10 protein-coding genes are annotated in these 14,650 nt (G+C 62.9%); 1 reads left to right on the top strand and 9 read right to left on the bottom strand.

The genetic code is table 11. The annotated features are described in order from the left end of the window. Positions 1 to 209: 209 nt before the first annotated feature. From QWU43_RS00540 to QWU43_RS00510, 7 genes are all read right to left on the bottom strand, one after another. Positions 210 to 3,806: a translation initiation factor IF-2 N-terminal domain-containing protein gene (locus QWU43_RS00540; RefSeq protein ID WP_370917186.1), complete on the bottom strand. Its 3,597-nt coding sequence runs from the start codon at positions 3,804 to 3,806 to the stop codon at positions 210 to 212. A gap of 627 nt (positions 3,807 to 4,433) precedes the next feature. Continuing rightward, positions 4,434 to 4,844: a nucleoside-diphosphate kinase gene (gene ndk, locus QWU43_RS00535; protein WP_370915677.1), complete on the bottom strand. Its 411-nt coding sequence runs from the start codon at positions 4,842 to 4,844 to the stop codon at positions 4,434 to 4,436. 47 nt (positions 4,845 to 4,891) lie between these two features. Further along, entirely contained in the window at positions 4,892 to 5,413 is a 522-nt protein-coding gene (locus tag QWU43_RS00530) for a hypothetical protein (RefSeq protein WP_370915676.1), read from the bottom strand. A gap of 20 nt (positions 5,414 to 5,433) precedes the next feature. Next, complete coding sequence (locus tag QWU43_RS00525; RefSeq protein WP_370915675.1) at positions 5,434 to 5,871, bottom strand: DUF4233 domain-containing protein; 438 nt, start codon at positions 5,869 to 5,871, stop codon at positions 5,434 to 5,436. Beyond that, the gene (locus QWU43_RS00520) at positions 5,868 to 7,442 is read right to left on the bottom strand and encodes a folylpolyglutamate synthase/dihydrofolate synthase family protein (RefSeq protein ID WP_370916869.1); all 1,575 of its coding nucleotides are present in this window, start codon (positions 7,440 to 7,442) and stop codon (positions 5,868 to 5,870) included. Before QWU43_RS00520 ends, QWU43_RS00525 begins: the two co-directional genes overlap by 4 nt. Beyond that, the gene (locus QWU43_RS00515) at positions 7,443 to 10,166 is read right to left on the bottom strand and encodes a valine--tRNA ligase (RefSeq protein ID WP_370916868.1); all 2,724 of its coding nucleotides are present in this window, start codon (positions 10,164 to 10,166) and stop codon (positions 7,443 to 7,445) included. It lies immediately after the preceding gene. A 102-nt stretch (positions 10,167 to 10,268) separates the two neighbouring features. Next, positions 10,269 to 11,243: a malate dehydrogenase gene (locus tag QWU43_RS00510; protein WP_370916867.1), complete on the bottom strand. Its 975-nt coding sequence runs from the start codon at positions 11,241 to 11,243 to the stop codon at positions 10,269 to 10,271. A 536-nt stretch (positions 11,244 to 11,779) separates the two neighbouring features. Here QWU43_RS00510 and QWU43_RS00505 point away from each other — a divergent pair. Continuing rightward, positions 11,780 to 12,517, top strand: a complete 738-nt coding sequence (locus QWU43_RS00505) for a TetR/AcrR family transcriptional regulator (protein WP_370915671.1) — start codon at positions 11,780 to 11,782, stop codon at positions 12,515 to 12,517. Between the two features lie 62 nt (positions 12,518 to 12,579). On the opposite strand, the gene clpX is transcribed toward QWU43_RS00505, so the two are convergent. Then, positions 12,580 to 13,854 (bottom strand): ATP-dependent Clp protease ATP-binding subunit ClpX, encoded by a 1,275-nt coding sequence (gene clpX, locus QWU43_RS00500; RefSeq protein ID WP_370915733.1) that lies wholly within the window; start codon positions 13,852 to 13,854, stop codon positions 12,580 to 12,582. Positions 13,855 to 13,995: 141 nt separating this feature from the next. Continuing rightward, positions 13,996 to 14,628, bottom strand: coding sequence for an ATP-dependent Clp protease proteolytic subunit (locus tag QWU43_RS00495; RefSeq protein ID WP_370915670.1), 633 nt, complete (start codon positions 14,626 to 14,628; stop codon positions 13,996 to 13,998). Positions 14,629 to 14,650: the final 22 nt, after the last annotated feature.

Raw genomic sequence — 14,650 nt, 5'->3', positions numbered from 1 at the left:
GGAGGGCTACCCCTTTTTCTGAAAACTCGGATTGAGTGCGCCACCGGTGAAGCAGCAGCACTTTCAATGGACTGTGTTGAACACTTGCGTTCCAGACATCACGACCCGTGAAGAACCGGACCATGCGAGCGGTGGATAGTGCACGCCGATACGGTCTGGAACAGCGACTGTCAAAGACTACCGCTTACGGTAACCAAAAGACAAACCACCTACCGCTTTCCGGGGATTTTACGGACGACACGCCGCCGACCACGCTGACCTCGCTGCGGGCGCGCACCTGCATCCGCGTCACTGACGGGAACCTCCGATATCTCGGATCCGGTGTCGTCTCTTTCCCCGTGTCGCATACCCGGTTCATTCTCCACGGATGCGGGAGTGCTGATCCGCCGGACGATACGGCGTCGCCCACGACGGAGCTTCTCCACCCGAACTCCACCGCCTGCGGAACCGGTGTCGGGGGAACGCCCATCCGTTGACGGGGCCTCCTCCGATGTGGAGCGCGCGGCGTCCTCGGCGGCGTCCGCGATCTCCTGTCGAGTCAAGCGTTTGACGACCCGGCGGCGGCCACGACGTGCGGCCGAAGCACCCGCTCCGGACGCCGGGGTTCTCTCCGTGGAACGCGAGGCTGTGTTCTCCGGGGACACGGTGCCAGCTTCTGTCTCATCCGTGGCGGCGCTGGTGGTGGCATCCTCCTGCTGCCGTGCCCGGAGGCTCTTCGCCAGGCGACGACGTCCCCGACGTGCCGCCGAGGCGGACTGATCGCGTTCTTCGGCAGCGGATCGGCCCAGCTCACCCGCATCCGCGGGGTGCTGCCCCACATTCTTCGAGTGTGTTTCTTCACGTGTGATCTCCTCGATGTCCTCATCCGCCAGCGGGCCGGAGACGTAATCGGACCGTTTCGGCGGGAAATCGGAGACCGAGTTACCACGGGTCCGGCGCTTCCTGCGCGGCGACTTCTCGAAGGCCTCGAGAGCCTCACGGTAGCCGTCGGCGGGCAGGTAATCCGCTCCCGAGGGCTCGTCGGGATCTTCGGCACCGGCAAGCGCCACGGCTGCGGCCGCGATGGATTCGACACTGTTGGTCTTCTCCCGCTCGTCGGGTTGTACTGCGGCGGGCACTCCACGCGAGTCGTCTGCGATCTGGTGTGTGTCCATCCCGTTGTCCACACCGGTACGGGGGCTGCGGGTCGTGCGACGGCGCCCACGGCGGCCACGACGACCACGGTCCTGCGGTTCCGGCTCCTCGTGTGTTTCAGTGGGCGCATCTGCCCCTGCCGACTCGGCGCGGCCAGCGGCAGCGTCTTCCGGCCTGTCAACCGTCTCTTCGACCACCACGGTGACGCCACGGTTGTTTCCCCGGCCACGGCGGGAGGCACCCGAGCGGCGACCACGGCGCGGCACCCGGTCGTCGGTGTCCTTTGCGTCTTCCACGGGAGCGACGACTGCATCGGCAAGTGCCTCGATGGAGACACTCTCCGCATCGTGGGCGGCAGCTTGTTCCGTAGCCTCGTCCGTCTTCTCAGCGGCGGGTTGCCCGGTATCGGGGTGTCTGCTGCTCTCATCAGCGCCGGTGCCCCTGCCGCCACGACGGGCACGGGGGAGCTCTTCCGTGTGCTCCACGGGGTCGGAGTGCACGACGATACCGCGACCGTCACAGGTCTCACACTCGGTGGAGAAAGTCTCCAGGAGGCCTGTTCCAAGCTTCTTGCGGGTCATCTGGACGAGTCCGAGCGAGGTGACCTCGCTGACCTGGTGCCGCGTACGATCCCGTCCGAGGGCCTCAGTGAGACGACGCAGCACAAGGTCCCGGTTCTCGGGGAGAACCATGTCGATGAAGTCGACGACGATCATTCCCCCGATGTCGCGCAGGCGCATCTGACGGACAATTTCCTCAGCCGCCTCCAGATTGTTCTTGGTGACGGTCTCTTCGAGGTTTCCTCCCGAGCCGGTGAATTTACCGGTGTTGACGTCGATGACGGTCATCGCCTCAGTACGGTCGATGACCAGGGAACCTCCGGACGGCAGCCACACCTTACGGCTCAGCGCCTTCTGTAGCTGCTCGTCGATGCGGTAGTGCTCGAACACGTCGACGCCACCGTTCGCGGAGGAATCGTAGCGTTCCATCCGCTCCTCGAGGTCCGGTGCGACGGAACGGATGTAGGCGTTGACGGTATTCCAGGACTTGTTTCCCTCAACGACCAGTGTGTCGAAGTCCTCGTTGAACAGGTCGCGGACAACCTTGACCAACATGTCCGGCTCCTCGTAGAGCGTAACCGGCTTCGATCCCTTGGTCTTCTTCTCCTGTTTGACCTTCTCCTGAATGTCCTCCCAGAGGGAGTGCAGACGGTTGACGTCCGCCGCGATCTCCTTCTCGTGGACTCCTTCGGCAGCGGTGCGGATGATCGCGCCGCCGCTGGAGGGAACGACCTCCTTCAGGATCGCCTTGAGACGCTTACGTTCGGTTTCTGGGAGTTTCCGTGAGATACCGGCGCTACGGCCGCCTGGTACGTAGACCAGGAACCGGCCCGCGAGCGAAATCTGCGTGGTGAGTCGCGCCCCTTTGTGGCCGACGGGGTCCTTGGTGATCTGTACAAGTACCTGGTCACCGGAGTGCAGGGCGTGCTCAATGCGGCGGGAACGCCCACCGAGGCCTGCGGACTTCCAGTCCACTTCACCGGCGTACAGCACACCGTTGCGGCCCTTACCGATGTCGATAAACGCGGCTTCCATGGAGGGCAGGACGTTCTGGACGCGACCGAGGTAGATGTTTCCGACCATCGAGGATTGCGTCTCGGAGGTGACGAAATGCTCGACGAGAAGACCATCCTCGAGGACCCCGACCTGGGTGACTGATCCGGGATGATCGCTCCGCGCTTTCTCCCGGACAACCATGGTTCGTTCGACGGACTCACGGCGGGCGAGGAACTCAGCTTCGGAAACCACGTGGCGTTTCTTCCGTCCCTCCTCACGGAGCTCGGTACGACGGCGCCGCTGTGCTTCCAAGCGGGTGGAGCCCTTCAGCGCGACGGGCTCATCAGGGAGATCCGCGGGAGCGTCGAGGGTGTCCTCAGCCTCCTGCTTATCCGCGTGACGACGGTCGTTCTCAGGTGCAGCATCTTCGGCTCCGCGGCCACGGCCCTTTCCGCGGCGGCCGCGACGCTTCCGTTTGCCGGCACCGTCGGAATCATCGTCGGTGGCATCCGCTTCAATCTCGCCCTCATCCTCTGCATCCGTCGGAGTCGGTGGCAGAAACACCGGTGCAATGAACGCCGGGGTCTCCGGGGCCGGGGTGACTGCGGGGATGACATCCTCAAGAAGTTCAGCGTCCTGTTCCTCGCGAACGGCTTCCTCGATGTCGATGACTGTGCCTTCGTCGGAGGCGTCCTGGTCGGTGTCGGTCTCGTGCCCAGTATCCGCGAGCTCGCGTTCGACCTTCGCCTCGATCTGGTGGATCTCATTGGCGACGTTCTTTTCCACCCGGGCGCGGATCTTCTCCACAGGTTCCCCGTTGGGTGGTTCAGGGGCGTCATCGGCGGGGACGGCGAGGACATCGAGCAGTCGATTGGCTTCTTCCGTACTCAGAGAGGACTGGGCGACCTTGACGAGTCCCATCTTGTCCAGGGTGAGGATGAGATCCTTCGACGTGGTGGCGAGAAGTTTGGCCAGTGCATGGACGCGGGTCTTGGGCCCGAGCTTCGATCTGTCGAACTCAGCGGCGAGCCGGGCCGTGGCGTCTGCGGGAACCTCAGCGGCGGCGGCGATCTCCTCGACCGGTGCCGTCTCCGGAGTGGTCCGGCGGCGAGTCACCTTCTTCGTGCGCTTCTTCACACCGGTTTCATTCTCTGTGTCCACCTTAGCTGCCACAGAATCAGTCTTCTTCGGGGAGGTTTTCCTGGCTGCGCGCCTCTTCGCCGGAACCTCGCGGTCCGTGGCCGGTGCCTCACCGGAGGTCACGGAACTACTGTCCGACGGTTCTGGTGTGGTCTTCTTCGTCGTCCGCTTCGCGGTCCGGCGGGTCTTCTTCGGTTCTGTTCCAGTGGTGTCAGCCACAGGGTCTCCTCTTGTCGCGACTTCCCCGGGCGCTGGCAGGACAAGGATTTTCTCTCGTTCATCTCGTCTTGTGTTCCTGCCGCCGCCGCGCGGGGTGAAGAAGTCTTTAATTGTCGTTGTTCTTATTCAAAGTGTGTCTCTCACGGCGTCCGCAGCGTTCCAGCGATACCCCTCGGGGCGCGAACGAAAGAGTGCGGAGCCATCCCCATTGTCGCACACATCCGGTTGCCGTCCCCTCATTGCAGGTTCCCCGGTCCGTCCCCACCACCCAACCGGTGCACCCGGTCCCGGGAAACACGTTGTCCCCCTCCCCCCGAAAACGACCACCGCCCCACCCCGTCACGAGAACAGGGGTGGGGCGGAGAGATTCGATGGATGCGAAAATCAGAGATTAGGGAACCAGATCCCGATTTCACGCTCGGCGGATTCAGGGGAATCCGACCCGTGGACGACGTTGGTCGCGACATCCAGGGCAAGGTCACCGCGAATGGTACCGGGGGTTGCCTTCGAGACCGGGTCCGTACCACCGGCGAGCTGACGCCAGGCTTCGATGGCGCGGGGTCCCTCGATGACACCGGCGACCAGCGGGGCGGAGGTGATGAAATCGACGAGTTCTCCGAAGAACGGCTTGTCCGTGTGCTCAGCGTAGTGCTTTTCCGCAGTGTCGCGGTCAGCGACCCGGAGGTCCATCGCAACGAGTTTGAGGCCCTTTCGCTCGATGCGGTTGATGATGTCTCCGACGAGTCCGCGCTCGACGCCGTCCGGTTTGATGAGGATGAGGGTGCGTTCAGTCATGCAGCGAATTCTACAGAAGCCAACCGCTGAACGACGCACCCCAGGGGTCAGAGATTCTTGACCACCCGGGCAGCATCCGTGATGGTCAACTGCGGTACCTTCTCCCGGAGTGTCTTCACCGCGAGCGGCAGATCCCCGTTATCGCGGATCTGAACGATCTTCCGGTAGTCCGCGGTGATCAGCCCCACCCGGTCGGCTTCCTCACCTGCCGCGCCCTTGCCGGGAGCGTCAGGAAGCGAATCGAGTATGACCTCGCAGGCACTGAGGTTGGGCCACGGCGGCGCATTCCGGAACACCGCGAGTGCCGGGTTGCGCGCCCCCTCCCCCTTCAGCCTGATGGCTTCCTCGCGGAGCGAGGTGTCGAGGGGGCAGCCGATCGCGGCAGCGGCGGACGCTGATTCCTGTTTCCTGCGCCACCCCTCAATCGCGCCCATGACTACACCGCACACGAGGAAGAGAGCCGCCCCCTGCACCCGATTGCCGTCCAGCATGAGGTAGCCGCCCCACAGACAGCCGATTCCGAATACGAAGTAGAGGACGCCAACCAGACGCCGAACCCACAGACTCATGTCCCCAGTGTAAGCCCGGTTCAGGTGTGCTGGGTGACCAGGAGCCCCCTACGCATCCGCTCAATCAGAACTTTACGCAGGTGCATGATGTAGAACCACACAGCCACAAAGATGAGCGCCATGATTCCCATCGAATAATGGACGAAGAAACCTGCGACTGCAGCCACCTGGAGCACCCAGTTGACGGTCATCGCCCAGGGCCGCTTCTGCAGGAAAGCGACAAGGAACATGGCGACACCCACAATCGTGACGTACCCCCAGTTCATCGTCGTCCAGTACGCTCCGCCGTCCACGCGCGCGATGACGGTGAGTACGAGAAGGAGCGAGATCGACTCCATCACCAGAGTGCCGGCCATGACGCCACGCAGCCCCTTCATCGGATCCTTGGCGGGTGCGTGCCCCGGCCCCAGGGGCCCGTATTCGATCTCATCCCCGGAACCAGATCTCTTTCCGATCATGATGGTTCCTTTCCGAACAGCGTGCGAGCCTCACCGGCGGTAACGACGGAGCCGGTGATCAGGACACCGGAACCGGAAACCGCAGCACCGGGTTCGTCGGTTTCCTCCGCGAGCGCCACGGCGGTCTCGACTGCCGTGGGCAGAACCTCCTCCACGTGTACCCGCTCGTCACCGAAGATCTCCCGCGCGTACTCCGCGAGTTCGTAGGCGTCGAGCGCACGGGGCGAGGTGGACTGTGTGCAGACGACCTCGCTCACATGTGGTTCCAGTTCGGTGAGAATACCCCGGGCATCCTTGTCCCCGAAGCATCCGACAACCGCGATGAGCCTACGAAAGTCGAAGTCACGGTTCAGAGCCTCTCCGAGTGCCTTCGCCCCGTGCGGATTGTGGGTTGCGTCGATGAAGACCGTCGGTGTGGACCGGACACGTTCCAGACGCCCGGGGGAAGAAACGGTGCCGAAACCCTCCCGGACCGTATCCCGGTCGAGCTGTCTCCCAGCCCTGGCCCCGAAAAAGGCTTCGACTGCGGCGAGGGCACAAGCAGCGTTGCGTGCCTGGTGAGCCCCCGAGAGCGGCAGGAAGATGTCATCGTAGTCACCACCGAGTCCACGGAGAACAAGCTGTTGCCCGCCGACGGCGACAGTGGATTCGAAGACTCCGAACTCGGTGCCCTCGCGCGCGACGGCCGCGTCGGTCTCAACCGCGCGTTCAAGGAGGACCCTCAGCGCCTCGGGCGCCTGCTCCGCGACGATGGCTATGTTCTCCCTCGGGGAGAGGACATCACCCTCTTCGAGGGTGCGGGGCTTGATGATGCCGGCTTTCTCTCCGGCGATCTCCGTGAGGGTCTCCCCCAGGTAATCCGTGTGGTCGAGGCCTATGGGGGTAATCACCGCAACCTCTGATTCAATGACGTTGGTGGCGTCCCAGGTGCCGCCCATGCCGGTCTCCACAACGGCTACATCGACGGGGGCGTCGGCGAATGCAGCGTAGGCCATCGCGGTGAGCACCTCGAACTTGCTCATCTGCGGACCACCGTCACGTTTCGACGCCGCGTCGACGATCTCGACGTACGGTTTGATCTCCCGCCACAGTTCGCAGTACTTCCGCGGGTGGATGGGCGCACCATCCACGGCGATCCGCTCGGTGACGAGCTGCAGATGCGGACTCGTCGTGCGCCCGGTCCGACGGTGGAAGGCACGAAGCAGGGACTCGATCATCCGGACAACGGAGGTTTTTCCGTTCGTTCCAGCGACCTGGATTGAGGTGAAGCTCCGCTCCGGGTTCCCGAGTAGGTCCATCAGTTGGGTCATCCGGTCGAGGGTCGGGTCGATCTTGGTTTCCGGCCACCGGAGATCCAGCTCCGCTTCGACTACAGCGAGATCTGCGAGGTCTTCAGGGGTGATGGTGGTATCGGCCGGTGGGTTCGTGGGGGCGTGAACGTCGATGGGCAGGACGAGACCAGCTTCGTCGACACCGAGCGCACCGGTCTGTGCGGCAGCGGCATCCGCCGGGGTGTCCCGGGGTCTGGTTCCCTCGAAACCGGAGCCGTCCGGGTCGATCGTGTCACTCATCTATCCGAGCTCCTTCAGCCGCAGGGAAATACGTTCAACTTCCTCGGCGGCGATGCGCTGCCGCTCGCGGATCTTGTCCACGACTGCTGCCGGCGCCTTCTCCAGGAAGCTCTCGTTCCCGAGTTTCTTCCCAGTCGTCTCAAGTTCCTTCCGCGCGGTGGCGAGATCCTTGTCGAGGCGTTTACGCTCGGCTGCGACATCCACGGTCCCGGAGGTATCCAGCTCCACGGTGACCGTGGCCCGTGAAAGCCGGATCTCCAGGGACGCGGAGGGGGTGAAGTCGTCTCCGGGTGCCTCGACCCGCACGAGGGAACGCACCACTGGTGCCAGGGCCTCAAGGTCAGCGGCGGTGAAGTCGATGCGTGCCGGAACCTTCTGCGAAGGTTTGAGGCCCTGGTCGGAGCGGAAGCGACGGATCTCGGTGATGAGCTTCTCGACGTCCGCGATACGGCGTGCCGCTGTCTCGTCGACGGGTACGCCGTTCGTAGTGTCGGCCGCGGTCGGCCAGTCCGCGATGACGAGGGATTCGCCGTCGGTGAGTGCCTTCCAGAGAGTCTCAGTCACGAACGGGATCGCGGGGTGCAGCAGGCGTAGGACGACGTCGAGGACGGTACCGAGGACGAGCTGGGTGTTTCGTCCCCGGGCCGCGTCCTCGTCCGTGGCGGCGTCGAAATCACGGGGAATCTGAACCTTCGCGATCTCCAAGTACCAGTCGCACAGCTCACCCCAGGCGAACTGGTAGAGCGCCTCGTTAGCTTTCGCGAACTGGTAGTTGTCCAACTGCCGGTCCACGTCGGCGCGGACCTGCTCGAGGCGGTCGAGGATCCAGCGGTCAGCGTCGGTGAGTTCCTCACGGGGGGGAAGCTGCCCGACCCGTGCCCCGTTCATCAGCGCGAAGCGGGTCGCATTGAACAGTTTGGTGGCGAAGTTGCGGGAGGACTGCGCGGAGTCCTCCCCGATCGGCAGGTCAGTTCCGGGGTTCGCACCACGGGCGAGAGTAAACCGCAGGGCGTCGGCGCCAAAGCGCTCGACCCAGTCCATCGGGTCGATACCGTTGCCGAGGGACTTGCTCATCTTCCGGCCCCTCTCGTCGCGGACAAGGCCGTGGAGGAAGAGATCGGTGAACGGTACCTGCGGGCGACCGCCATCTGTCGTCCCCAACTCACTGTCATCGAGGGTGGCGGCGAAGGTCGCGAACATCATCATCCGGGCGACCCAGAAGAAGAGGATGTCGTAGCCGGTGACCAGGACGGAAGTGGGATAGAACTTCTTCAGTTCCGGGGTGGCGTCCGGCCACCCCATCGTGGAGAACGGCCACAAGGCGGAGGAGAACCAGGTGTCGAGGACATCCGGGTCCTGGATGTAGCCCTCGGGAGCGGTCTCGTCAGGTCCGACGCAGACCACGTCACCGTCGGGGCCGTACCAGATCGGGATGCGGTGGCCCCACCAGAGTTGGCGGGAGATGCACCAGTCGTGCATGTCGTCGACCCACGCAAAGTAGCGGGGCTCCTGGCTCGCCGGGTGGATTGTGGTGTCGTGCTCACGCACCGCGTCACCGGCCATCTCAGCGAGCTTGTCGACCTTGACGAACCACTGTTCGGACAGGCGTGGTTCAACCGGCTCGCCGGAGCGCTCCGAGTGTCCGACGGAGTGGACGTAGGGACGTTTCTCAGCGACAATTCGGCCTTGCTCGGCGAGAGCCTCGCGGATCTTCACCCGCGCCTCGGCGCGGTCGAGTCCGTCGAACTCGGTACCGGTCCCGGCGATGTGGCCGGTGTCGTCCATGACGTCGGGCATCGGCAGATCGTGGCGAAGGCCGAGCGCGTAGTCGTTCGGGTCGTGGGCCGGGGTGATCTTCACGGCGCCGGTACCGAACTCGGGGTCGACGTAGTCATCGGCGACGATGACAAGCTCCCGATCGGGGAGGAAGGGATGTGGCAGACGCTGCCCCACCAGATCCGCGTAACGCTCATCATCGGGGTGCACCGCGACCGCCACGTCACCGAGCATCGTCTCCACACGCGTGGTGGCGACGATGACGTGGGGTTCGGAATCATCGAGGGAACCGTAACGGATGGAGACAAGCTCACCCTCGACATCCTTGTAGACGACCTCGATGTCACTGACCGCGGTCTGCAGGACCGGCGACCAGTTGACGAGGCGGTGCGCCCGGTAGATCATGCCCCGGTCGTACAGGTTCTTGAAGATGGTCTGCACCGCGCGGGACAGCCCCTCGTCGAGGGTGAACCGCTCCTTGGACCAGTCGACCGAGTCACCGATGGCGCGCATTTGCGAACCGATGACCCCACCGTAGCGGGCCTTCCACTCCCAGACCTTGTCGACGAACTGCTCCCGGCCGTAGTCGTGGCGGTTCCTGCCCTCGGCTTCCTTGAGGTGAGCCTCCACCTTCGTCTGGGTCGCGATACCGGCGTGATCCATGCCGGGCAGCCAGAGGACCTCGTAGCCCTGCATCCGCTTGCGGCGCGCGAGGGCGTCCATCAACGTGTGGTCGAGGGCGTGGCCCATGTGCAACTGCCCCGTGACATTCGGCGGTGGCAGAACAATGGAGAATCCCGGTTTCGGCGAATCGGCATCAGCGGTGAAGTAGCCGGCGTTCACCCAACCCCTGTACAGCTCAGCCTCGACCGTCTTCGGGTCCCAGCTCTTCGGTAGCTTGTCGGCGCGGTTGTCCTGGTTCTCATTCTGTGAAGTCACATCGCCCATCTTAGATGGTGCCTGCGACGACGCACCGAAGTAGGCCGAACGCCCCGTCGACGGTTCTTGAACGGTCGGCGGGGCGTTCGGAGGAACGCTGCTCAGCAGGTCCTAGAGGAGATCGGAGACAGCGTCACGCTCGCTGATGAGCTCATCGATGTTCGCGTCGATTCGGGCACGCTGGAAGTCATCGATCTCAAGCCCCTGGACAATCTCCCAGGTACCGTTGCGACTGACCGTCGGGAAACCGAACAACAGTCCCTCGGGCACACCGTAGGAACCGTCGGACACGATCGCTGCGCTGGACCACTTCTCGGTTCCGTTGATCCAGTCGTGCATGTGGTCGACGGCTGCCGAGGCCGCTGAAGCCGCCGAGGATTTGCCCCGAACCTCAATGATCTCCGCACCGCGCTTCGCCACCCGAGGGATGAACTCATCGACATACCAGTCACGGTCAACCAGATCCGCAACTTTTTCTCCCCCCACCGTCGCATAGGTGATGTCCGGGAACTGTGTGGCAGAGTGGTTACCCCAGATAACCAGGTTCTCGAACGCAGCCGAATCCTTGCCCAGTTTCGTGGCCAACTGACTCAGTGCGCGGTTGTGGTCGAGTCGCATCATCGCGTTGAACCGGTCCGCGGGAACATCGGGCGCACTGGCCTTCGCGATCAGTGCATTCGTGTTCGCGGGGTTGCCGACCACGAGGACACGGACATCATCGGCGGCGTGATCGTTGATGGCCCTACCCTGGGGACCGAAGATCCTACCGTTCGCAGCCAGCAGATCACTGCGCTCTTCCCCTTTACCGCGGGGCTTGGCACCCACGAGGAACGCTGCCGAGGCACCGTTGAAGGCTTCTGCAGCATCATCTGTGACACGGATGTCACGGAGCAGTGGGAAGGCGGAATCCAAGAGCTCCATGGCGACGCCTTCCGTCGCACCGAGAGCCGGGGTGATCTCAAGCAGATTGAGCTCGATCGGGGTCTCGCGTCCGTACACGTCACCGTTGGCGATACGCCACAGCAGTGAATAAGCGATCTGTCCTGCCGCGCCAGTGACAGTGATCTTCTTGGCTTGAGTGGCCATAAGTTACATCATCCTCTTCTCGTCGGCGCCCGAAACCAGTCTTCCGCCGGACGGGCGCAGTTAAAGTTCGTGTGACGTCAGCCCACTGCAGTTCCACTCCGGTTCACCGCCGACTTCTGACGACGCTGGTATTGACACGGCGTGAAGGGCCGTCGCACAGCATCCAGGGTAACCGCGATAACCGGGTTCTGCCGTGATAAACCGACGTCAACGATGTGAACGTGCACACCCCGTGAGTTCATGATCGACGACCACACCACTGACCACCCCCGTCCCCCCACGATGCCAACATACGACCTGCGCTTTTCAAGATTGTGCCGGATCAGGACTCCTTGGAACTGCGTTTTAAGGCACCATGAAACGGAGTAACCCCGATTCGTCCCGCACCTGTGCTCCGGCACCACGGTGTTGCGGCGACCCGCGTATACACCCCGGGACGGAACCACGTTGACGGCGTACCTGATGATCTCAGGTCATCGGGTACGCGCGACCACCGCGTCTGCGGTGATCGCCTCTTTTCTGGAAAGGACCACGGCATGAACCGTTCCCCCGCCGACACTGAGATCTCGGGCACGACCGCCGAGCAGGTCGTCGCCGTCGCGATGGAGAGTTTCGCCCGGCACGGGTTCGAGGACACCCGGTTGGAGGCGATCGCGCAGGAATCGGGAATGTCCAAGCGGATGATCCATTATCATTTCGGTGACAAGCGCAATCTCTACGTTCAGGCGCTCCTCCGAGCGGTCACTCTCATCCGACCCGACGCGAGTGAAATGGAACTCCCATCGACTGTTCCGGTGGATGGGATACGCAAGATCGTCCAGGTCATCTGCCGGAGAATGTTCGCAGAACCCGCAGCGGTCCGCCTTATCCTCCTGGAGAACCTGTTCAAGCACGCTGAAGTGACGGGGGCGTCACCTTTAGCCGACCAATCCGCAGTGCTCCTCGCACTCGACCGGCTACTGATGCTCGGCCAGGATTCCGGGGCGTTCCGTCCCGGAATCTCAGCCCTGGACATCTACACCGTGATCTCCTCACTGTGCGCGTTCCGCACCTCAAACCGGGACACCTACCTAAACCTCTACGACGTCGACCTCGCCGACGACACGAACACCGCCGGACTCGAACGTCTCGCCGTCGACGCCGTACTCTCGTTCCTCACCTCGAACATGCCGGGAACCGGAACGATGAGTTATCTCGCGGTCGGCGGGAGAGAATACTCGGACGACCATGATTCCGGCAACGTCAACATCTACGGTGAGACCGACAGCAGCTAGCCGGAGAAGAGGCAGGAGGGGCCGCCCCCTACCGGGGCGGCCCCTCCTCATCCGATCTCAGATCACGCGGTTTTCTCACTGGGGCCGGGAAGCAGCTCCGGTTCCGCCATACCGCGAGCAACTTCCGCAGTGATGATGCACTCTGCAACGTCCTCTCGGTCGGGAAGCTCATACATCACGGGCACGAGGATCTCCTCCATGATCGCCCGCAGACCACGGGCACCCGTCTTCCTTTCGAGAGCGAGTTCAGCGATCGTATCCAGAGCACTTTCGGTGAAGGTCAACTGCACACCGTCCATCTCGAACAGTCTCTCGTACTGCCGGACCAGTGAGTTCTTCGGCTCCGTCAGAACCTTGACCAGAGATGCCCGGTCCAGGTTCCGGACGGTCGCCACCACCGGAAGTCGACCGATGAACTCGGGAATCAGGCCAAACTTCACCAGATCCTCGGGACGCACCTCCCGGAAAAGATCCACGGAGTCATCCTCGTGCAGTGAACGGACCTGCGCTCCGAAACCGAGACTACGTTTACCCACCCGTTCCTGAATGACCTGCTCGAGCCCCGCGAAGGCACCCGCCACGATGAACAGGATGTTGGAGGTATCAAGCTGAAGGAACTCCTGGTTTGGGTGTTTGCGTCCTCCCTGCGGGGGAATCGACGCCATCGTACCCTCCAGAATCTTCAGCAGAGCCTGCTGGACCCCTTCACCCGATACATCCCGGGTGATCGAGGGATTCTCGGACTTCCGAGAAATCTTGTCCACTTCATCAATGTAGATGATCCCCCGCTGCGCCCGCTGCACATCGAAATCAGCGGCCTGCATCAACTTCAGCAGGATGTTCTCCACATCTTCGCCGACATAACCGGCCTCGGTCAATGAGGTGGCGTCCGCGATGGCGAACGGGACATCGAGAAGCCGGGCCAGAGTCTGCGCCAGATATGTCTTACCCGATCCCGTGGGGCCGAGCATCAGGATATTGGACTTGGCGAGTTCGATATCATCGTCCCGCCCAGACACCGCCCGGGACTCCTCCACACGAATTCTCTTGTAGTGGTTGTACACCGCGACCGCCAGGATCCGCTTCGCCTCGTCCTGACCGACCACGTAAGTGTCGAGGAACGCTGAAATCTCGGTGGGGCGGGGCAATCGGCCTGAGGTTTCTTCAGCAGCCTCCGTGGACTGCCCCATCTCCTCTTCGATGATCTCATTGCAGAGTTCGATGCACTCATCACAGATATAGACGCCACCGCCGGCGATGAGCTTCTTCACCTGTTTCTGGCTCTTCCCGCAGAAAGAGCACTTGAGCAGGTCCGAGCTTTCTTGCATATGTGCCATGGCCTTCGGGTAGTCACTCACAATCTTGATCCGGGGACGCGGAGGCGTCCACACAGGTTCGATCCGTCCGCTCCACTCTAGCCCCCGCCCTGGGCCCCGATGATCGAGGCGCGGCCGGTGACAGTGAGGGAAACCTTCCGACTACTGCTGATTCGAGAGTTTGCGGTAGTCGAAGACCTGATCGATCAGACCGTATTCGACAGCTTCAGCCGCTGTGAGAATCTTGTCACGGTCCGTGTCGATCCGGATCTGCTCCGCCGAACGACCGGTGTGCTGGGCCAGAGTGGTTTCCATCAGAGTACGCATCCGCTCGATCTCGCGGGCCTGGATCTCCAGGTCCGAGACCTGGCCCTGAACACCACCCGTGGCGGGCTGGTGGATCAGGATCCGCGCATTCGGGAGTGCCGCTCGCTTACCCGGAGAGCCCGCTGCCAGCAGGACTGCCGCTGCGGATGCCGCCTGTCCGAGACAGACCGTCTGCACATCGGGGCGGACGTACTGCATCGTGTCATAGATCGCCATCAGCGACGTGAAGGAGCCACCGGGGCTGTTGATGTACATCGTGATGTCCCGGTCCGGATCCTGGCCCTCCAGAACAAGAAGCTGTGCCATGATGTCGTTCGCCGAGGCATCATCGACCTGGGTACCGAGGAAGATGATGCGCTCCTCGAACAGCTTGTTGTAGGGGTTGGATTCCTTGGCCCCGTACGCCGAGTGCTCCACGAAGCTGGGCAGCACATAGCGGGCGGAGGGCATCTGCATTCCGTTGCTCATAACTTGTTGTTCTCTCCTGGTA

The sequence above is a fragment of the Corynebacterium sp. CCM 9204 genome (assembly GCF_041357695.1).
Lineage (GTDB): Bacteria > Actinomycetota > Actinomycetes > Mycobacteriales > Mycobacteriaceae > Corynebacterium.
This window is presented reverse-complemented; position numbering and strand designations above follow the sequence as displayed.

Excerpts from the sequence above, each read along its gene's own strand:
- QWU43_RS00515 (WP_370916868.1), bottom strand. The coding sequence starts at position 10,166 with ATGGGCGATGTGACTTCACAGAATGAGAACCAGGACAACCGCGCCGAC.
- clpX (WP_370915733.1), bottom strand. The coding sequence starts at position 13,854 with ATGGCACATATGCAAGAAAGCTCGGACCTGCTCAAGTGCTCTTTCTGC.
- QWU43_RS00510 (WP_370916867.1), bottom strand. The coding sequence starts at position 11,243 with ATGGCCACTCAAGCCAAGAAGATCACTGTCACTGGCGCGGCAGGACAG.
- QWU43_RS00495 (WP_370915670.1), bottom strand. The coding sequence starts at position 14,628 with ATGAGCAACGGAATGCAGATGCCCTCCGCCCGCTATGTGCTGCCCAGC.
- QWU43_RS00520 (WP_370916869.1), bottom strand. The coding sequence starts at position 7,442 with ATGAGTGACACGATCGACCCGGACGGCTCCGGTTTCGAGGGAACCAGA.
- QWU43_RS00530 (WP_370915676.1), bottom strand. The coding sequence starts at position 5,413 with ATGAGTCTGTGGGTTCGGCGTCTGGTTGGCGTCCTCTACTTCGTATTC.
- ndk (WP_370915677.1), bottom strand. The coding sequence starts at position 4,844 with ATGACTGAACGCACCCTCATCCTCATCAAACCGGACGGCGTCGAGCGC.
- QWU43_RS00505 (WP_370915671.1), top strand. The coding sequence starts at position 11,780 with ATGAACCGTTCCCCCGCCGACACTGAGATCTCGGGCACGACCGCCGAG.
- QWU43_RS00525 (WP_370915675.1), bottom strand. The coding sequence starts at position 5,871 with ATGATCGGAAAGAGATCTGGTTCCGGGGATGAGATCGAATACGGGCCC.